At 69.4% G+C, this 19,125-nt stretch carries 19 protein-coding genes; 6 read left to right on the top strand and 13 right to left on the bottom strand.

The window, feature by feature from the left end:
• The first annotated feature begins 21 nt into the window (after nt 1-21).
• A complete protein-coding gene (locus BDD16_RS14990) occupies nt 22-876 on the top strand; it encodes a phytanoyl-CoA dioxygenase family protein (RefSeq protein ID WP_246332563.1) in 855 nt (284 codons plus the stop codon).
• Here the strand turns inward: BDD16_RS14990 and BDD16_RS14995 are convergent.
• Both BDD16_RS14995 and BDD16_RS15000 read right to left on the bottom strand, forming a co-directional pair.
• Nucleotides 849-1,478: a response regulator gene (locus tag BDD16_RS14995; protein WP_179634686.1), complete on the bottom strand. Its 630-nt coding sequence runs from the start codon at nt 1,476-1,478 to the stop codon at nt 849-851. The genes BDD16_RS14990 and BDD16_RS14995 overlap by 28 nt on opposite strands.
• On the bottom strand, nt 1,475-2,638 hold the full coding sequence (locus BDD16_RS15000) for a hybrid sensor histidine kinase/response regulator (protein ID WP_179634687.1): 1,164 nt from the start codon (nt 2,636-2,638) through the stop codon (nt 1,475-1,477). Before BDD16_RS15000 ends, BDD16_RS14995 begins: the two co-directional genes overlap by 4 nt.
• Nucleotides 2,639-2,776: 138 nt before the next feature.
• Here BDD16_RS15000 and BDD16_RS15005 point away from each other — a divergent pair, with 138 nt between their 5' ends.
• Complete coding sequence (locus BDD16_RS15005; protein ID WP_179634688.1) at nt 2,777-3,139, top strand: response regulator; 363 nt, start codon at nt 2,777-2,779, stop codon at nt 3,137-3,139.
• A 28-nt stretch (nt 3,140-3,167) separates the two neighbouring features.
• Nucleotides 3,168-5,261: a chemotaxis protein CheW gene (locus BDD16_RS15010; RefSeq protein WP_179634689.1), complete on the top strand. Its 2,094-nt coding sequence runs from the start codon at nt 3,168-3,170 to the stop codon at nt 5,259-5,261.
• Nucleotides 5,262-5,286: 25 nt separating this feature from the next.
• Here the strand turns inward: BDD16_RS15010 and BDD16_RS15015 are convergent, their stop codons facing one another.
• Nucleotides 5,287-7,869: an ABC transporter permease gene (locus tag BDD16_RS15015; RefSeq protein WP_179634690.1), complete on the bottom strand. Its 2,583-nt coding sequence runs from the start codon at nt 7,867-7,869 to the stop codon at nt 5,287-5,289.
• A gap of 96 nt (nt 7,870-7,965) precedes the next feature.
• Here BDD16_RS15015 and BDD16_RS15020 point away from each other — a divergent pair, with 96 nt between their 5' ends.
• Entirely contained in the window at nt 7,966-8,805 is an 840-nt protein-coding gene (locus BDD16_RS15020; protein ID WP_179634691.1) for a DODA-type extradiol aromatic ring-opening family dioxygenase, read from the top strand.
• A gap of 30 nt (nt 8,806-8,835) precedes the next feature.
• Here the strand turns inward: BDD16_RS15020 and BDD16_RS15025 are convergent, their stop codons facing one another.
• Nucleotides 8,836-9,588, bottom strand: a complete 753-nt coding sequence (locus tag BDD16_RS15025; protein WP_310732783.1) for a Nif3-like dinuclear metal center hexameric protein — start codon at nt 9,586-9,588, stop codon at nt 8,836-8,838.
• Between the two features lie 28 nt (nt 9,589-9,616).
• Between BDD16_RS15025 and BDD16_RS15030 the strand changes: the two genes are divergently transcribed.
• Entirely contained in the window at nt 9,617-10,783 is a 1,167-nt protein-coding gene (locus tag BDD16_RS15030) for a S1C family serine protease (protein ID WP_179634693.1), read from the top strand.
• Nucleotides 10,784-10,786: 3 nt separating this feature from the next.
• On the opposite strand, the gene tatC is transcribed toward BDD16_RS15030, so the two are convergent.
• The 6 genes from tatC to hisI all read right to left on the bottom strand — a co-directional run bounded on the left by tatC (nt 10,787) and on the right by hisI (nt 13,541).
• Entirely contained in the window at nt 10,787-11,560 is a 774-nt protein-coding gene (gene tatC, locus BDD16_RS15035) for a twin-arginine translocase subunit TatC (protein ID WP_179634694.1), read from the bottom strand.
• Between the two features lie 3 nt (nt 11,561-11,563).
• Nucleotides 11,564-12,055 carry a Sec-independent protein translocase protein TatB gene (gene tatB / locus BDD16_RS15040; RefSeq protein ID WP_179634695.1) on the bottom strand — a complete coding sequence of 164 codons (492 nt, stop codon included), beginning with the start codon at nt 12,053-12,055 and terminating at the stop codon, nt 11,564-11,566.
• 26 nt (nt 12,056-12,081) lie between these two features.
• Complete coding sequence (gene tatA / locus BDD16_RS15045) at nt 12,082-12,324, bottom strand: Sec-independent protein translocase subunit TatA (protein ID WP_179634696.1); 243 nt, start codon at nt 12,322-12,324, stop codon at nt 12,082-12,084.
• 71 nt (nt 12,325-12,395) lie between these two features.
• Entirely contained in the window at nt 12,396-12,743 is a 348-nt protein-coding gene (locus BDD16_RS15050) for a histidine triad nucleotide-binding protein (protein WP_179634697.1), read from the bottom strand.
• 46 nt (nt 12,744-12,789) lie between these two features.
• Nucleotides 12,790-13,134 carry a phosphoribosyl-ATP diphosphatase gene (locus tag BDD16_RS15055; protein ID WP_179634698.1) on the bottom strand — a complete coding sequence of 115 codons (345 nt, stop codon included), beginning with the start codon at nt 13,132-13,134 and terminating at the stop codon, nt 12,790-12,792.
• Entirely contained in the window at nt 13,131-13,541 is a 411-nt protein-coding gene (hisI, locus tag BDD16_RS15060; protein WP_179634699.1) for a phosphoribosyl-AMP cyclohydrolase, read from the bottom strand. The genes BDD16_RS15055 and hisI overlap by 4 nt, the downstream gene beginning before the upstream one ends.
• Before the next feature lie 57 nt (nt 13,542-13,598).
• On the opposite strand from hisI, the gene pdxA reads away from it, so the two are divergent.
• Complete coding sequence (gene pdxA / locus BDD16_RS15065; protein ID WP_179634700.1) at nt 13,599-14,657, top strand: 4-hydroxythreonine-4-phosphate dehydrogenase PdxA; 1,059 nt, start codon at nt 13,599-13,601, stop codon at nt 14,655-14,657.
• Here the strand turns inward: pdxA and ubiA are convergent.
• From ubiA to BDD16_RS15080, 3 genes are all read right to left on the bottom strand, one after another.
• A complete protein-coding gene (gene ubiA, locus BDD16_RS15070; protein ID WP_179634701.1) occupies nt 14,642-15,520 on the bottom strand; it encodes a 4-hydroxybenzoate octaprenyltransferase in 879 nt (292 codons plus the stop codon). The two genes, pdxA and ubiA, sit on opposite strands and share 16 nt — an antisense overlap.
• 40 nt (nt 15,521-15,560) lie before the next feature.
• A complete protein-coding gene (locus BDD16_RS15075) occupies nt 15,561-18,023 on the bottom strand; it encodes a putative bifunctional diguanylate cyclase/phosphodiesterase (RefSeq protein WP_179634702.1) in 2,463 nt (820 codons plus the stop codon).
• Nucleotides 18,024-18,136: 113 nt separating this feature from the next.
• Nucleotides 18,137-19,075 carry a LysR substrate-binding domain-containing protein gene (locus BDD16_RS15080; protein ID WP_179634703.1) on the bottom strand — a complete coding sequence of 313 codons (939 nt, stop codon included), beginning with the start codon at nt 19,073-19,075 and terminating at the stop codon, nt 18,137-18,139.
• Between the last annotated feature and the right edge of the window lie 50 nt (nt 19,076-19,125).

The following is a 19,125-nucleotide window of genomic DNA, read 5'->3' on the forward strand; positions in this document are numbered from 1 at the left end:
GTGGGGATCGCGACAGAATCGTTGGCTGATTCCCTGGAGACCGCCACCATGTTGCATCTTCTCCCCGACGAGATCGATCGCTACCAGCGCGACGGCTGGGTCGTGCCGCAATGGCGTTTGCCGGAGGCGCGGGTCGCCACGATGCGCGCGGCCTTGGATGAACTGCTGCGGCGAAACCCGGGCGTACGGCCCGAAAAGCTGGTGTCGGCGCATGTGGACCGCGGGGCGGGTGACAACGGCGAGGGGGTACGCGGCGTGGCCGATTTCCTCGATCTGGCGCGCGACCCGGAGATCGTCGAGCTGGTATCCGGGGTCATCGGGGACGACGTGATCCTGTGGGGCTGCCATGTGTTCTGCAAGCCGGCCGGCGAGGGCTTCGAGACGCCGTGGCACCAGGACGGGCATTACTGGCCGATCCGCCCGCTGGCCACCTGCACGGTCTGGGTGGCGCTGGAGCCGAGCACGCGCGCCAACGGCTGCCTGCGCGTAATTCCCGGCTCACATGCGGGCCGGACGCTGCACCCGCACCTCCACGAAGACCGGCAGGACCTGACGCTGAACCAGCGGCTGGCCGCGGGCGCCTTCAGCGAAGATGCTGCCGTGGATGTGGAACTGGCGCCGGGCCAGATGAGCCTGCACGATGTCCACATGATCCACGGGGCCGGCGCCAACACCAGCCCATTGAGGCGTACGGGGGTGGCGCTGCGCTACATGCCGGCGAGTTCACACTTTGACCGGAGCCTGCGACCGGTTGCCGGTCAGAGCGGAGTGCCCGTGGATTTCTCCCAGCGGTCACTTTGGCTGCTGAAAGGACACGATGCCTGCGGATTGAACGACTTTGCGACCGGTCACACCAGCTCGTTGCGGATCGCGTAGACCGTCAGCTCCGAGTTGTTCGTCAGCCCGAGCTTCTCCAGCACCCGCGCCCGGTAGACGCTCACCGTCTTGGGGCTGAGCGAGAGCTGCTCGGCGATGTCGCTCAACCGCTTGCCGGAGGCGATCATCGTCAGCGTCTGCAGTTCGCGGTCGGAGAGCTTGTCGTGCGCGGCTTCCGGCGCGGGCGTGGTCAGGCTCTCGACCAGCATCTGCGCCATCTCGGCGGTGATGTACTTGCGGCCCTGCGCGACCATGCGCACGGCGGTGACGATCTGCGCCGTGTCGCCACCCTTGTTGACGTAGCCATAGGCGCCGCCGCGCAGCGCACGCAGCGCGTACTGGTCCTCGGGGTACATCGAGACGATCAGCACCCGGATCGGCGAGCCTTCGTCCTTGAGGGCGTGCAGCACGTCCAGCCCGCTGCGGCCGGGCATGTTGATGTCGAGCACCAGCACGTCGCAGGTGGTGGTGCGCAGCAGGTTGCGCAACTCGCCATATTCGCCGGCCTCGCCGACGATCTGCATGTCGGGTTGTTCGGCCAGCGTATCGCGGATGCCCCGGCGGATCAGGGCATGGTCGTCACAGAGAATCACGCGTGTCATAGGGCGCCCCAGGTAGAAGGATCATGCGGGCTGCTGCTGGTCAGTGGCAGGTCGATCTCGGTGTCGCCGGGACGGGATGCCACATCGCTCAGGTCGAGAGGCACGGAGAGTATCAGGGTCGTGCCGGTCGGCGAGCTGCTCAGGTCAATCCAGCCGCCGACGGTGTCCGCTCGTTCATGCAAGCCGCGGATTCCGAACGAATGGTCCTTGCCCAGGTCGCCATTGGCCAGCCCGCGGCCGTTGTCGCTGATCTCCAGCGAGAGCACGCCCGCCGCCACGGTCAGGTCCACCTGCACCCGGTTGGCCTGGGCGTGCTTGGAGATGTTGGTGAGCGCCTCCTGCGCCGTGCGGTAGGCCACCAGCGGCACGCCGGGTGACAGGCTGAGGTGGTCGTGGCTGGTGCGGAAGGTGGTGCGCATGCCGGTGCGGCGCTCGAAGCGCTGCGTCATCCACTGCAGCGCGGCCACCAGGCCCTGCTCCAGGATGGCGGGACGCAGGTTGTGCATGATCCGCTGGCTCGCCTCGATGGCGTGGTTGACGGACTCCAGCGCCTGCTGTGCGCGTTCCGCCATCGGCCCGTTCGGGGCATGGCGTGCGATCCATGCCAGATCGAATTTCACCGCGGTGAGCGAGCCCCCGACGTCGTCGTGGATCTCTCGGGCGATGGCCGCGCGCTCCATCTCGATGCTGGTCTGCAGGTGCTGGGCCAGCTCCGACAGCCGCTTGCGCGAGCGCGCCAGCTCCTCGTCGGTGCGCTGTCGGGCCCGCTGGCCTTCGCAGACATCGACGGCGTGCAGCAGCGCCGGCACCAGCCGGTTCAGGTTGCTCTTGAGCAGGTAGTCGGAGGCGCCATTGCGCATGGCCTCGACCGCCGTGTCCTCGCCGATCTCGCCCGAGACGAGGATGAAGGGCAGCAGGGTGTCGCGGTCGCGCAGCAGCTCCAGTGCGATCAGCCCGGAGAAGCCGGGCAGGTTGTAGTCGGACAGCACGGCATCCCAGCTCTGGCCGAGGGCGGCCAGGAAGGCGTTTTCGGTGTCGACACGGTGCATCGTGGCCTCGATGCCTCCTCGGCGCAGGTGGACCAGGACCAGCTGGTGGTCCATTTCCGAGTCTTCGAGGTGCAGGATGCGCAGGCGGCGCGGTGGAGGCGGGCGGAACATGGGGTCGTCTCCTGGAAACTGGGCTGGATTTTGAGGCGTGATCCCGGCACCGAAGCAGGCTGGTAGTGAGAAAAATTGAGGCAGTTGACGCATACCCTGGCATTGGGGCGCGTCTTGTCTCTGCCGGAGTAGTGATTCATGCCTTTGATCCTCGCTGTCGACGACTCCGCCTCCATGCGGCAGATGGTTTCCTTCACCCTCAAGAGCGCCGGTTACCAGGTGGTGGAGGCGGTTGACGGGACCGACGCCTGGGACAAGGCGGGTCGCCAGGCGTTCGACCTGATCCTGACGGACCAGAACATGCCCAAGCTGGACGGGATCTCGCTGACCCGCAAACTGCGCGAAACATCGCAGTACCAAGACACGCCCATTCTCATCCTGACCACCGAGTCCAGTGACGAGATGAAGCAGGCCGGACGGGATGCCGGTGCGACCGGCTGGCTGGTCAAGCCGTTCGACGCGATCAAGCTGCTCGAAGTCCTTCGAATGGTCATCCGCTGAATACGGCCTTCCTCTCCAGGCGCACCCCATGACCGATTCCACCCACGACCAACGAGACTCCTCCCGCTCCAGCGAGACAGGTCTCGATCTGCAACAGTTTCACCAGACCTTCTTCGAGGAGGCGGCTGAAAATCTCCAGCGCATGGAGCAGCTGCTGCTCGCGCTGGACCCCGCGGCCGTCGATGACGAGACGCTCAATGCGATCTTCCGTGTCGCCCACTCCATCAAGGGGGGGGCGGCGACCTTCGGTTTCACGGAAGTGGCCGAGCTGGCGCACGAGATGGAGACGCTGCTGGACCGGCTGCGCCGCCACGAACTCTCGCCGACGCCACCGATGGTCGATGTCCTGCTGCGCGGCGGGGATGCGCTCTGGGGGCAGCTCTCGTTCCGTCAGGGACTGACGCCCGAAACGCCCGCCACCGAGACCCTGGTCGCCGACATCCGGCAACTCGCGCGCCTGTCGAGCCAGCCGGCGGGCGCGGTGGCGGTGGCTGCGGCGGGGGGCTCGGCTCCGGTCGAGGCTCCAGCGGCCGCCAGGAAACTGCTGGGTCCGGGCCAGCGCGAGCTGGAGGTGCGCATCGGACCGCTGGAGCAGGCCAACGCCGCGAACCACCTGCATGAACTGTTCGACGAGATCCCGGGTCTCGGCGAAATGCGTCCGCTCGATTTCGGTGAGCCGGTGGATGGCATGCGCCGTTTCAGCGTGACAACGACCTGTACCGACTCGGAGCTGCTGGATCTGTTCAGTTTCCATGTCGAGCGCAGACTGGTGCATCTGAGCGGGCTGGGACTGGGCTACGGGTTCCACGAAGGCAACCCGGGTGCGCCGACGCAGGAGGAGGTCAATGCGGCCGTGGCCGCTGCCGCCGTGTCGCCGGTGACCGCCGCGGTGGCCAGCGCAGCCCCGACCCCGGCTCCTGGGGCGGCTGCGCCTCGGTCGGGTGGCGGTGCCGGGGCATCGGTGGACGCGACGACCTTGCGCGTGTCGGTCGACAAGGTCGATCAGCTCATCAATCTGGTGGGCGAACTGGTGATCACGCAGGCCATGCTGATCCAGAGCAGCCGTGCACTCGATCCGGTGGCGCACCAGGCGCTGCTGTCGTCGATCAGTCTGGTGGAGCGCAATTCGCGGGATCTGCAGGACGCCGTGATGTCGATCCGCATGATTCCGATGTCGGCCGTCTTCAGCCGCTTCCCGCGCATGCTGCGCGACCTGTCGGGCAAGCTGGGCAAGCAGGTCGAGCTCGTCACCATCGGCGAGGCGACCGAGCTGGACAAGGGCCTGGTCGAGAAGATCACCGACCCGCTGACCCACCTGGTGCGCAACTCCTGCGACCACGGCATCGAGCTGCCCCAGGTCCGCACCCAGAGCGGCAAGACGGCGCACGGCACCATCACGCTGTCGGCCTGGCACCAGGGCGGCTCGGTCGTGATCGAGGTGCGCGACGATGGCAAGGGGCTGTCGCGCGAGAAGCTGCTGTCCAAGGCGCGCGAGCGGGGCTTGTCGGCGCCGGATTCGCTGACCGACACCCAGGTCTGGAACCTGATCTTCGAGCCGGGCTTCTCGACCGCGGAGGTCGTCACCGACGTGTCCGGCCGCGGCGTCGGCATGGATGTGGTGAAGAAGAACATCACCGGACTGGGCGGCCGCGTCGATATCGACTCGGCGCCGGGCTGCGGCATGAGCGTCAAGGTGCGCCTGCCGCTGACGCTGGCCATCATGGACGGCATGAGCGTGGCCGTGCGCGACGAGGTCTACATCCTCCCGATGGGGTCGGTGGTCGAGAGCGACCTGGTCGGTCCCGACACGATCCGCTCCCTGGGAGCGGGCAGCCGCGTCGCCAAGGTGCGCGAGGACTACCTGCCGGTGGTCGATCTGGCCGAACTGCTCGGCTCGCCAGCGACCGAAGGCCAGGCGGCGCCCGGCATCATGGTCATCGTCGAGTCGGAGGGCATGCGTGCGGCGCTGCTGGTCGACGAGCTGGTGGGGCAGCAGCAGGTGGTGGTGAAGAACCTGGAGACCCACTTCCGGCGCATTCCCGATGTATCGGGTGCCACCATCCTGGGCAATGGCAAGGTGGCGCTGATCCTGGACGTGGGCTCGCTGGTCAGCCGGCGTTGAGCCGGCAGACGGCAGGCCGCCATCCTCAGCTGGTGGCCTGCCGCAGCGTCTCGCTCACCGGGCGGCGCAGCACTTCGCGCAGGCTCCACCAGCCTGCACCCTGCGCCAGCAGGGCACCCGCGGCCGAGCCGAACAGCGGCACCCACAGTGGCGGGTTCCACTGGAAACCGAACACCTCCCGCGCCAGCGCCCAGCCCACGGCGAGCGCTGCAGCCGAGGCCAGTGCCCCGGCCAGTGCTCCCACGCCCAGCAATTCCGCCCGCTGCACCTGCCGCAGCAGCGCGCTGCTGGCGCCCATCGCCCGCAGCAGCGCGAACTCGCGGGCCCGTGCTTCCCGGGTGGCGCTCACCGCGGCGAACAGCACCAGCAGGCCTGCGCACAGCGTGAAGCCGAACAGGAACTCCACCGCCTGGATCACCTGGTCCAGCACCCGCTGCACCTGACCGATCTGGGCCGAGACGTCCACGTTGGTGATGTTCGGGTAGTCGTGCGCCAGCGCGGCGTCGAAGCCCGGTGTGGCGGGTGCCCGCAGGGCGGCGATGTAGGTCGCGGGCAGGTCCGGCATGGCGCTGCGCGAAAACATCACGAAGAAGTTCACCCGCATCGAGCCCCAGTCCACCTTGCGCAGGCTGCTGATGCGGCCCTCGATCGGCGTGCCGGCGATGTCGAAGCGCAGCTGGTCGCCAAGCTGGAGCCCCAGCGTCTTCGCCAGCCCTTCCTCGACGCTCAGCCCGTCGGCCTCGTCGGCTGTCCACTGGCCGGCGACCACCGCGTTGTGTCCGGGCAGCGCGGCGCTGTGGCTGAGGTTGAATTCACGCTCGACCAGCCGCTGCGCGCGCGCATCCGGGTAACTGGACGGGCCGACTTCGCGGCCATTCACCGCCAGCAGCCGGCCGCGGATCATCGGGTACCAGTCATAGCGCGCCACGCCCGCGGTGGCCAGCGACTGCCGGAAGGCCTGGCCCTGCTCGGGCAGGATGTTGATGACGAAGCGGTTCGGTGCATCGGCCGGCGTGGCCGCGCGCCAGCTGGAGATCAGGTCGGTGCGCAGCAGCACCAGCAGCATCAGCGCCATCAGCCCCAGGGCCAGGGCGCTGACCTGCAGCACGGCCAGCGCCGGCCGCGCACTCAGGCTGCGCGTGGCCAGCGTGAGCCAGCGCGGCGCGCCCACCTCCGGCACGGCACGCCGCAGCGCCTGCACCGCCAGCCACGCGGCCCCCGCGAACACCGCCCAGGCGGCCGCGAAGCCACCGACCGCGATGGCGCCGAGCTTCGGGTCCTGTGCCACCACCATCAGCAGCGCGGCGTAGCCCGCCAGCCCGGCCAGCAGCACAGCCAGCGAGGCGGTCCGCAACTCGCCCAGGTCGCGCCGGATCACCCGCAGCGGCGGCACCTGGGCGAGTTGCAGCACCGGCGGCAGCCCGAACGCCGCCACCAGCACCATGCCCACGGCCAGCCCGAACACCCCCGGCCACACGCTCGGCGCGGGCAGGTTGGCCTCGACCAGACCCGCCAGCAGCACGACGAACACCTGGTGCACCGCCAGTCCGATCAGCACGCCCAGCGCACTGGCGGCCACGCCGACCAGCCCCAGCTCCAGCCCGTAGATCGCCGCGATGCGGCGCTGCGGCAGCCCGAGCACGCGCAGCATCGCGCAGGCGTCCAGGTGCCGTGCCGCAAAACCCCGGGCCGCGATGCCCACCGCGACTGCGGCCAGCAGCGCCGCCAGCACGGCCACCAGTTGCAGGAACTGTCCGGCGCGGTCCAGCGTCTGGCGCATCTCGGGGCGGGCGTTGTCGATCGACTCGACCCGCGTGCCACGCAGGCGCTCGCGCTCGACCGTGGCGTCCACCCAGGCAACGTAGCCCCGCACGGCCGCCTGGGCGGCGGCACGCCGGCTGGTGTCTGTCGGGATCACCGCAAGGCGCCAGTTCACCCGGCTCGCGGGCTGGACCAGACCCGTGGCCGCCAGATCGGCTTCTGCCAGCAGCACGCGGGGTGCGAAGCTCATGAAGCCGGCGTCCCGGTCCGGTTCGACCCGCAGCACCTGCGCGATGCGCAGCGTGGCGTCCCCGAGCAGCAGCGGGTCGCCGACCTGCACGGCCAGTGCGTCCAGCACCGACGCATCGACCCAGACGGTGCCGGGGGCCGGTCCGGTGGTCTGCTCGCGCACCGGACCGGTGGCGCTGTCGCTGACGCCCAGCGTGCCGCGCAGCGGGTAGCCGGCCGACACCGCTTTCACCGACACCAGTTTCGAGGCCCCGCCGCGCGCATCCGGCGCGCGGGCCATGCTGGGAAAGCGCACGTTGCGGGCGGTCTTCAGGCCCATCTCCCGGGCGGTGGTCTCGAAACTGGCGGGCAGCGGCTGGTCGCTGGCGACCACGGCGTCGCCGCCGAGCAGTGTCAGCGCATCCCGGGCCAGTCCGGCCTGCAGGCGGTCGGCAAAGAAGCCCACGCTGCAGATCGCCGCTACCGCCAGTGCCACGGCCACCAGCATCAGCCGCAACTCGCCAGCCCGGAAGTCGCGCAGCAGCTGCCGCCAGGCCAGTTGCAGCACCGAGGGCGGCTTGTTCGGGGCGGAGGGTTGGGCGGCGGCGTGGGTGTTCATGCCGCCAAGGTACACCACCGCGCCCGTACCGGCCGAATGCTGTGTGCAAAGGCACAGAATGGCGGAGGCCGAACGCTGCGCTTCAATGAGGGCACCATGCAAACACACTCCTTGCCTCCGCTCTACCTGTCGCACGGCTCGCCGATGATCGCCATCGAGACCTCGCCGGCTGCGCAGTTCCTCGACCGGCTCGGCCCGGCCATCGACTGCACCTTCGGCCGGCCGCGGGCGGCGGTGGTGGTGTCGCCGCACTCGTCGACGCGGCAGCCGATGGCGCTGGCGGGCGCCCGCCACGAGGCGATCCACGACTTCGGCGGTTTCCCGGCCGAGCTGTACGCCCAGCGCTACGACGCCCGCGGCGACACGCTGCTGGCCCATGCCGTGGCGCGCCAGCTGGGCGAGGCGGGCATCCCGACGCAGGCGGTGGACGCCAGCGGCCTCGACCACGGCATCTGGACGGTGATGAAACGCGCCTGGCCAGGGGCCGAGGTGCCGGTCGTGCCGCTGACGCTGGTGCCGACCTGGACCCCGGCACAGCTCTGGGCCGCGGGCCGCGCGCTGTCGGCACTGGCCGAGGACGGCGTGCTCGTCATCGGCAGCGGCGCGATGACGCACAACCTGCGGCGCTTCTTCGGTCCGCGCTCGGTACCGGAAGGGCAGATCGAGCCGGACGTGGCCGCCTTCCAGGACTGGGTGCACGCCCGCGGCACGGCGCGCGACTGGCCCGCACTGCTCGACTACCGCCAGCAGGCCCCCGGCGCCGCGCTGCAGCACCCGACGGACGAGCACTGGCTGCCGTTCTACATCGCCGCAGGGGCGGGGGGCGAGGTGTCGCCGGCCGTGGCCATCCACCGCAGCGTCGATGCGGGTGTGCTGGCGATGGACAGCTTCGCCTTCGGCCCGCACGCCGGCGCGCTGGCGGCGGCGCTGGCCTGAGGACCGCCGCGCCGTCCGGCGTGGCGTGGCTCAGCCCGGGTTGTCGATGTCGATGAACTGGTGCGCGAGACCGAACTGCGTGGCCAGATGCGCGCCGAGGGCTTGCACGCCGTAGCGTTCGGTGGCGTGGTGCCCGCAGGCCATGAAGGCCACGCCGGTCTCGCGGGCGATGTGGGCCTGCGGCTCGGAGATCTCGCCGGTCAGGTAGACATCGGCTCCGGCCGCGATCGCAGAGTCGAACCAGCCCTGCGCGCCGCCGGTGCACCAGGCCACGCGCTGCACCGTGCGCCCATCGCCTGGCGCGACCACTGGCGTGCGGCCGAGCCGCGTGCCGACCCGGGCCGCGAAGGCCTCCAGCGTGCAGGCGCCGTCGACCGGCCGGCCGATCACGCCCAGGGCCTTGTCGCCGAAGGTGCCTTCCGTGACCAGACCGAGGTGGGCGCCAAGCTGCGCGTTGTTGCCCAGCGTGGGGTGGGCGTCCAGCGGCAGGTGGTAGGCGTAGAGGTTGATGTCGTGGCGCAGCAGCGCAGCCAGCCGCTGTTTCATCCAGCCGGTGACGCGGCCGTCCTGTCCGCGCCAGAACAGGCCGTGGTGAACCAGGAGGGCGTCGGCGCCGACCGCAGCCGCGGCCTCGATCAGCGCCAGGCTGGCGGTCACGCCGCTGACGAGGCGGCGCACCTCGGCGCGGCCCTCCACCTGCAACCCGTTGGGACCATAATCTGCAAACCGGGCCACCTCCAGACACTGCTCCAGATGGTTGGCCAGACCGGTTCTGTGTGCCACGTTCTCAGTCATTCTTTGCTCCTTGTCCATGCGCAGGCTCTGGCTCGTATTCTCTCAAGCGGTCACGGTCGCGCTGGCCGTGGTCTTCGTGCTGGCCACGCTCAAGCCGCAGTGGATCGCTTCGCCGGCAGGCGGTGCTCCGGTGCAGTTGAACATCTCTCAGGCCCCGGCGGCGGTGGCTGCGGGCGCTTCGTCGAGTCCCGGCAGTTTCGCTCCTGCGGCGCGGCGGGCCTCGCCGTCCGTCGTCAGCGTGGTGACCAGCGTGGCGGTCGACCCCAAGCGCAAGGGCAATCCGGCCGAACCCTGGTTCCACCGCTACTTCGGTGACCAGGAGGGCCCGACCAGCGGCACCGGCTCGGCCGTGATCGTCTCGGCCGATGGCTACCTGCTCACCAACAACCACGTGGTCGAGAACGCCGGCCAGATCGAGATCGGACTCGCCGACGGTCGGCGGGTGGCGGCCAAGGTGGTCGGCACCGATCCGGACAGCGACCTCGCGGTGCTGAAGGTGGCGCTCGACGGGCTGCCGGCGATCACCTTCGGGGACGCAGATGGCTTGCAGGTCGGCGACGTCGTGCTGGCCATCGGCAATCCGTTCAACGTGGGGCAGACGGTGACCTCGGGCATCGTCAGCGCCGTCGGCCGCACCGGGCTGGGGCTGAACACCTTCGAGAACTTCATCCAGACCGACGCGGCCATCAACCCGGGGAACTCGGGCGGGGCGCTGGTCGATGCCACCGGACAGCTGCTCGGCATCAACACCGCGATCTATTCGCGCTCCGGCGGCAGCATGGGCATCGGCTTCGCGATCCCCGTGTCCACGGCGCGGCAGGTGATGGAGGGGCTGATCACCGAGGGCGTGGTGATGCGGGGCTGGATCGGCGTGCAGCCGAGCGACCTGACCGCCGACATGGCCGAATCCTTCAAGCTCAAGGTGGACCATGGCGTGCTGATCACCGGTGTGCTGCAGGGTGGTCCGGCCAGTGCCGCGGGCATGCAGCCCGGCGACGTGGTACTGAAGGTGGGGGCCGTGCCGGTGGGCAGCACCGCACAGCTGCTCAACGCGGTGGCCGCACTCAAGCCGCAGTCACCCGCCGTCATCACGGTCCAGCGTGGCGAGCAGGCGCTGGACCTGACCGTCAAGGTGGCTCAGCGGCCCAAGGCGAAGGTGGCGAGCCGCAAGCCGGCCGAGTGAGCGTCAGCCCGTGGTTTCTTCTGCCGGCGGCTGCGTGTGCTTGAGGAAGAACTGCGACGCGACGATGCCCACTTCGTACAGCAGCCCCATCGGGATCAGCAGGGCCACCATCGACACGGCGTCCGGTGGGGTGACCAGCCCGGCGGCGGCGGCGGCAGCCACCCAGAAGTAGCGGCGGAACTCTCGCAGCTGCTCGACCGTGATCACGCCGAGCCGCGTCAGCACCACCACCGCCACGGGCACCTCGAACGCCACGCCGAAGGCGATGAACATCGTGATGACAAAGTCCAGGTAGGCCTCGATGTCCGGGCTCACGGCCACCGAGGCCGGGGCCATCGACTGGATGGCCGGGAACGCCTGACCGAACACGAAGAAGTAGCAGAACGACACGCCCAGGTAGAACAGGACCGTGCTGCTGGTCACCAGCGGCAGGACCAGCCGGCGCTCATGCCGGTACAGGCCTGGTGCGATGAAGGCCCAGATCTGGTACAGCACCCAGGGCAGCGCGGCGCCGAACGCCACCAGCAGCGTCACCTTGATCGGGATCAGGAACGGCGAGACCACGCCGACGGCGATCATCTTCGACCCTTCGGGCAGTGCCTTGACCAGCGGCAGTGCCAGCAGGTCGTACATCCGTGACGGGCCCGGGAACAGGCACAGCAGCGCGAAGATCGCGCCGACGCCGTAGACGGTCTTGAGCAGGCGGTCGCGCAGCTCGATCAGGTGGCTGACGAAAGGCGCTTCGGTGCCTTGCAGCTCATCGGGTGGTGTGGACATGGATCAGAGCGAACGCGTCGAGCGCGCAGGGCGGAATCGTGCCACCCGGGCGGCGCCCGACTGCACATGGCGGCGCACGTTTTCGCTCTTCTTGTACCACTGGGGCACCGCAGAACGCTTGATGCGCCAGTTCTTCTTCGGGGGCTTGTAGGCCGGGGCCGGCGTGCTGTCCCAGTTGTAGGGCTCGTAGGTCGGCGTGTCGCTGTCGACGTGCTGGCCCAGGGCCGCATTGACGTCGCGGGTGGCGTCGTTCAGACCGCTGGACACCGACTGGCTCACGTCGCGGGCCGCCGTCTCGAACTGCTCGCGGACCTTGGACAGCTCCTCCAGTTCGATCGAGCGGTTGACCTCGGACTTGACGTCGGCGACGTAGCGCTGCGCCCGGCCGATCAGCGTGCCGGCCATGCGAGCCACCCGCGGCAGGCGCTCGGGGCCGATCACGACCAGCGCGATGCCCGCCACGAGCATGATCTTGGCAATGCCGATATCGAACATGGGTCAGGCGCCGTGGACTGCGGGGATCACGACTTGGTCTTGACTTCGACGTCGATGGTCTGGCTGTCGAGGCGCTTTTCCGTGGCGACCTGGGCGGCCGGCGCGGCGGCAGAGGCTGCGGCATCGGTCTTGTCGCCATCTTTCACGCCATCCTTGAAGCCCTTGACGGCGGAACCCAGGTCCGAGCCGATGTTCTTGAGCTTCTTGGTGCCGAAGACCAGCACGATGATGACGAGGAAGATGATCAGGTGGGTGGTGGACAGGCCCATGGCGGTGTGCTCCGGTGCGGTGGTGTATGGGGTTGACCGTGAAGTTGGTCGACAGTGCGTGGAATTCTAGGTCAGCCGTGTTTCCATGGCCGGGGTCCGCCCATCACGTGGAGGTGCAGGTGGTAGACCTCCTGCCCGCCGTCCGGTCCGGTATTGATCACTGTGCGAAAACCGTTGGTGGCGCCCTGTTCGACCGCCAGCCGCGGGGCCAGCGTCATCATGCGGCCCAGCAGCGCTTCGTGCTCGGCCGTCACGTCACCGAGGCCGGTGATGTGCTGGCGCGGAATGATCAGCAGGTGCACGGGCGCGGCCGGTCGGATGTCCTTGAACGCGATCAGTTCATCGTCCTCGTAGACCTTCTGGGCGGGGATCTCTCCGGCGGCGATGCGGCAGAACAGGCAGTTCGGATCGTGGCTCATGGCACAGCAGGGGTTGGGTGTCGGTGGATTCGGATCGGAATCGGGATCAGGTCTTCGGCCGGCTGGCGAACTCGGCCAGCCCGGACAGGCCTTCGCGGCGCTCCAGCTCGGCGATCACGTCGGCCGGCGTCAGCCCGAACTGGGTCAGCGCCACGACGCTGTGGAACCACAGGTCGGCCACTTCGTAGACGATCTTCTGCGCGTCGCCGTCCTTGGCGGCGATCACGACCTCGGTGGCCTCCTCGCCGATCTTTTTCAGGATGGTGTCGGTGCCCTTGTGGAACAGGCGCGCGACATAGCTCTTGTCTGGATCACCGCCGCGGCGCGAGGCGATGACCTCGGCGAGGCGGGCCAGGCTGTCCTGGGAGGTCGGGGGCGTCTGCGTCGTCATGGCTTGGCGTAGATGGTGTGGGGATCCTTGAGCACGGGCTCGACCGGCTGCCACGCGGGCTGTCCGTCTTCACCCGGCAGCAGGCGTTCGTAGAAGCAGGAATGGCGCCCGGTGTGGCAGGCGATGCCGGGCTCGTGGCCGCGCTGCGTCACCTTGAGCAGCACGACGTCCTGGTCGCAGTCGATGCGGATCTCGTGCACCTGCTGGACATGGCCGGACTCCTCGCCCTTGTGCCAGAGCCGGTTGCGCGAGCGGCTCCAGTACACGGCTTCGCCGCGCTCGGCGGTGAGCGCCAGCGCCTCGCGGTTCATCCACGCGAACATCAGCACGTCGTTCGTGCCCGCTTCCTGCGCGATCACGGGCACCAGGCCCTCCGCAGTCCATGTGATCTTGTCCAGCCAGTTCATGCGGGGGAGTGTAGCAACCGGACATGACCGCTCCGCGCGTTCCGTGACAATTGCCCCATGGCACACCTTGACCCTGTTCAATCTCCCGCCACGCCTCCGGTGGTGGTCACGCTCGGCGATGCGCTGGGCATCGGCCCGGAAATCATCGTCCGCGCCTTCCTCGATGGCCGCACCGGTCCGGCCGGCCAGACGCTGGTGATCGGCGAGCCGGCGGTGCTGCGGCGTGCGGCGGCAGTCTGGCGCCAGCGGGCCGATGTGCCGGAGCTGCCCATTGCCGTGATCGATTCGGTGGCCGATCTGCCGCTGGTGCCGCCCGGCGCGCTGCCGGTGCTGCTGCCGAGCTGGCGCTGCCCGGAACTGGCGCAGGCGCCGTGGGGCACCGTGGACGCCCGCTGCGGCCGGCTCGCGGCGGCCTGCATCCGCGACGCGGTGGCGCTGGCCAGCCGCGGCGAGGTCTCGGCCATCGTCACGGCGCCGATCCACAAGGAAGCGCTGTTCGCCGCGGGCGAGCCGTATCCTGGCCACACCGAGATGCTCGCCGCCGAAAGCGCGCTCCACGGCCAGCCGGCGGACGTCCGCATGATGTTGGCCAACGAGGAACTCAAGACCGTGCTGGTGACGGTGCACTGCGCGCTGCGCGAGGCCATCGAGCGGGTGACCTTCGACGCCGTGCTGTCCACGCTGCGCATCGCGCACGCGAGTGCGGCGCGCTGGGGCCAGCCGACGCCGCGCATCGCCGTGGCCGGGCTGAACCCGCACGCCGGCGAGGGCGGGCTGTTCGGCCGCGAGGAGATCGAGGTCATCGCGCCGGCCATTGCGGCTGCCCGTGCCGAAGGCATCGACGCCCGCGGCCCCTATGCGCCCGACACGGTCTTCATGCGCGCCCGCACCGGCGAGTTCGACGTAGTGCTGGCGATGTACCACGACCAGGGGCTGATCCCGGTGAAGTACCTGGGGGTGGAGCAGGGCGTCAATGTCACGCTCGGCCTGCCCTTCGTGCGCACCAGTCCGGACCACGGCACGGCCTTCGACGTGGCCGGGCGCGGCGTGGCGGATGCGTCGAGTCTGGTCGCCGCGCTGGCGATGGCGCGCCGGCTGGCTCAGCGCAGCGCGTAGTCGAGCAGGGCGCCGGCGAAGACCGCCGCGCCCACCCAGTGGTTCTCGCGGAAGGCGCGGAAACAGCCGTCGCGCGAGCGGTCGCGGATCAGCGTCCAGTGCCACAGCGCCTGTGCGGCGGCGACCGCGATGCCGGCGAGGAACAGCGCACCCAGCCCCGCTTGCAGGCCCAGCCACGTCCAGACCGCCAGGTAGACCGCGTAGAACGCCATGATCGCCGCCACGTCCCAGCGGCCGAGCGTGATGGCCGAGGTCTTCATGCCGATCTTCAGGTCATCGTCGCGGTCGACCATGGCGTATTCGGTGTCGTAGGCCAGCACCCAGAACAGGTTGCCCAGCAGCAGCCCCCAGGCCAGCAGCGGGATCTCGCCGCGTGTCGCCGCGAAGGCCATCGGAATGCCGAAGCTGAAGGCCACGCCCAGCACGGCCTGCGGCATCGACACGAAGCGCTTGGCGTAGGGGTAGACCAGCGTCACCGCCAGCGCACCGAAGGACCAGGCGATCGTCAGCGCATTGGTGGTCAGCACCAGCGCAAACGCGGCCAGGGCGAGCGCGGCGCCCACCGCCAGCGCTTCCTTGACCGACACCGCACCGCTGGTGACCGGGCGCTGCGCGGTGCGCTTGACGTGGCGGTCGAAGTCGCGGTCGGCCACGTCGTTGATGCAGCAGCCGGCGCTGCGCATCAGGATGGTGCCGAGCGTGAACACGGCCAGCAGGTGCAGCCCCGGAAACCCGTTCGCCGCCAGCCACAGCGCGGTCAGCGTGGGCCACAGCAGCAGCAGCCAGCCGGCGGGCCGGCTCCAGCGGATCAGGTCGAGGTAGAGGGCGAGCCGGTCGGCGGGGCGGGAGGCGGTGGCATTCATGGCCGCGATTGTCTCGCGTCACCGCACCGCGTTCCCCGGTTCAGAGCATGGTCTCGGGCAGCGAGGGCATCAGATCGGCGGTGCGGGTGTCCTCGAGTTCCAGCTCGCGCGGGCGCTGCGGCCGGTCGCGCTCGCGCCACTTGAGGACGAACTCCAGCACCTGGTCGGCCGGCATCGGGCGCGAGGCGAAGTAGCCCTGCACCATGTTGCAGCCCTCGGCCTCCAGCACATTGACCTGCAGCGGCTCCTCCACGCCCTCGGCCACGGTCGACATGCGCAGCGACTTGGCCAGCGCCAGGATGTTGCGCACGATGGAGCGCGCGTCCCGGCTGATGAGCAACTCGCGCACGAAGGCGCGGTCGATCTTCAGCGTGTCGAAGGGGAAGCGGCGCAGGTAGGCCAGCGAGGAGTAGCCGGTGCCGAAGTCGTCCAGCGCGATCTGCACGCCCAGCCGGCGCAGCGCGTGCAGCCGCTCCACCGTGCCGCGGTTGTCGTTGATGAAGACCGATTCGGTGATCTCCAGCTCCAGACGGCCCGGCGCGAGACCGCTGGTCCGCAGCGCACGCTGCACGGCCTCGGGCAGGTTGTGCGTCATGACCTGCACCGGCGAGATGTTGACCGCCACCTGCAGCGGATCCGGCCAGCGCGCCGCCTGGCAGCAGGCCTCGGTCAGCGCCCATTCGCCCATCGGCAGGATCAGGCCGCTTTCCTCGGCCACCGGGATGAATTCGGCGGGCGTGATCGCGCCGTGTTCCGGGTGGTTCCAGCGCAGCAGGGCCTCGAAGCCGATGACTTCCCAGTCGTGCAGGCTGACCTTGGGCTGGTAGTGCAGCGAGAGCTGTTTCTTCTCCATCGCCTCGCGCAGGTCGCGCTCCAGCACCAGCCGGCGGCGGATCTGCTCGCCGAGCCGGGCGACGAAGAAACGCATCGAGCCGGTGGCATAGGCCTTGGCATCGTAGAGCGCCAGGTCGCCGTTCTGCATCATCTCGTCGACCGTCGTGCCGTCCTGCGGGAAGCGCGCGATGCCGATGCTCACCCGCACCGGCACGGCCGCCCCCATCACTTCGCAAGGCGCACGCATGGCGTCCACGATGCGCTGGGCGGTGGTGCCGATCTCGGCATCTTCGCGCACCGAACGCAGCAGCACGGCGAACTCGTCGCCGCCCAGTCGCGCCACGACATTGCTGCGCCCGACGACTTCCTTCAGGCGGCGGGATACCTCGACCAGCAGCGCGTCGCCCGTGGCGTGGCCGAGGGTGTCGTTGACGTTCTTGAAGCCGTCCAGGTCCAGGCACATCACGGCGCCCTGGCTGAGGCGCGTGCGGCTGTTCTGCAAGGCGCCTTCGAGCAGCACGCGGAAGTGCGCTCGGTTGGTCAGGCCGGTGAGGGTGTCGTAGTGCGCCAGCCAGGCCAGGCGGCGGTCGGCGATGCGCGCCTGGGTCACGTCACGGGCCACGCCGCGCCAGCCGATGGCGCTGCCGCGTTCGTCCACCAGCGGCTTGGCGGTCATCGACCACCAGCGCTGCTTGCCCTGGATGACCATCGGCAGCAGCACGTCGCGGAACGGGTGGCCCTGGGTGAGCCGCTCGTGCAGGGTGTTGGCGGATTCGCGGTCGGCCTCGCTGAGCTTCTTCTGCAGATCGGCCAGCAGCGCGAGCAGCGAATGGTCGTTGAGGTCTTCCACCGTCAGGCCCAGCGCACCCGCGAACTGCTTGGAGACATGCTTGAGGCGGCCGGCCGAGTCGATTTCCCACAGCACGTCGCTGCCGTGTTCCTCGAAGTCGCGCAGCAGCAGGCCGATGAGCTGGTTCTGGTGCTCGGCCTTGACCTCGGCGCTCACCCGTGCCTGCAGATTGCGGCGCACCCCCCGCGAGGCACCGACGGCCAGCCCCGCCAGCACCAGCCACTGCACCACCCCGTAGGTCTGGAGGCCGGAGCCCCAGCCGACGTAGCTGGCCAGCGTGCCCAGGCTCAGCGCGCCGGTGAAGGCGTACATGGCCCGCGGCATCGACAGCAGCGTGAAGGTGCCGGCGCTCAGCATCGCGACCATCGACAGGCCGATGGTGAGCTGGTGGGCGGGTTGTCCGTCGAAGGCCAGCGAGACCGGTGCCAGGCTCCAGACCGCGCCGATGAGTGCCGCATGCAGGTCGTAGCTGGTGATGCGCCGGGTCGAGACCGACGTGACCCGCTGCCGGCGGTGGCTGAACCAGAACTGCAGCTGTGCCAGCGTGAGTGCCACGATCCCCGTCAGCCACACCAGCAGCAGTGTCTGCGGGATCCGGGCGGATGCGCTGAAGCTCAGCAGCAGCGCGTTCACCAGCGACATGCCGGCCATCCATGGCAGCGTGCGCAGAACCGCCGCATGCTGGCGCAGCCGCACCCGCGCATCGACGGCAGCCTCGGAAGACTGGACCGAACTCCGCCGATCGGTCCGGCGGCGCTCCGCCTCGCGACGCCGCAGCGCCGTCGAGGAGGATCGGTTCGTTTTCGGGGAGGAGGGCATCGGGAAACTCGCAACCGGACATGACGGACCATGTCCCCATTGCAGGTTTCGGCATCGATGCCGTCAGCTTGAGCCGGTGATGCGCTTCGTCGGCCCGGAATGCGCCCGCCGGCTCAGTCGGTCACGCGGCGTACCCCCGGCAAGGGACACTGGTAAACGGCATTGCGCAGCGCCGCGATCGCCTCGTAGCGCGTGAAGGAGCGCCGCCAGGCCAGCACCACCCGGCGGGTCGGCACCGGGTCGCTGAACGGGATGTAGCGCAGCAGCGAGGGGTGGTCCGGCGTGCCGTGGTCCGCCGGCACCGACAGTTGCGGCACCACGGTGATGCCCATCCCCGAGGCCACCATGTGCTTGATGGTCTCCAGCGACGAGCCCTCGAAGCTCTTGCGGATGCCTTCGGTGTCGCTGGAGAAACGGGCGAATTCGGGACAGACCTCCAGCACATGGTCGCGGAAGCAGTGGCCGGTGCCGAGCAGGAGCATCGTCTGCTGCTTGAGTTCGGCCGAGGAGATCGAGGCCCGCGAGGCCAGCGGATGGTGCCGCGGCACGGCCACCATGAAGGGCTCGTCGTAGAGCGGGGCGATGGCCAGCCCGGTGTCGGGGAAGGGCTCGGCCAGGATGGTGCAGTCCAGTTCGCCCGTGCGCAGCATTTCCAGCAGCCGCACGGTGAAGTTCTCGTGCAGCATCAGCGGCATCTGCGGCACGTGGTCGATGGCGTTGCGCACCAGATCGGGCAGCAGGTAGGGACCGATGGTGTAGATCACGCCCAACCGCAGCGGCCCGGCCAGCGGATCCTTGCCGCGGCGCGCGATTTCCTTGATGGACGCTGCACTTTCCAGCGTCGCCTGGGCCTGGCGGATGATCTCCTCGCCCAGCGGCGTGACGCTGACCTCGCTGCCGCCGCGTTCGAAGAGCTTGACCTCCAGCTCCTCCTCCAGCTTCTTGATGGCCACCGACAGCGTGGGCTGGGACACGAAGCAGGCCTCGGCGGCCCGGCCGAAGTGCCGTTCGCGTGCCACGGCCACGATGTAACGCAGTTCGGTGAGGGTCATCGCTGGTCCCGGAACGCGCGGCAACGGCGCCGCATGCCCGGATTGTGCTC

The organism is Sphaerotilus montanus, from assembly GCF_013410775.1.
GTDB lineage: Bacteria > Pseudomonadota > Gammaproteobacteria > Burkholderiales > Burkholderiaceae_C > Sphaerotilus > Sphaerotilus montanus.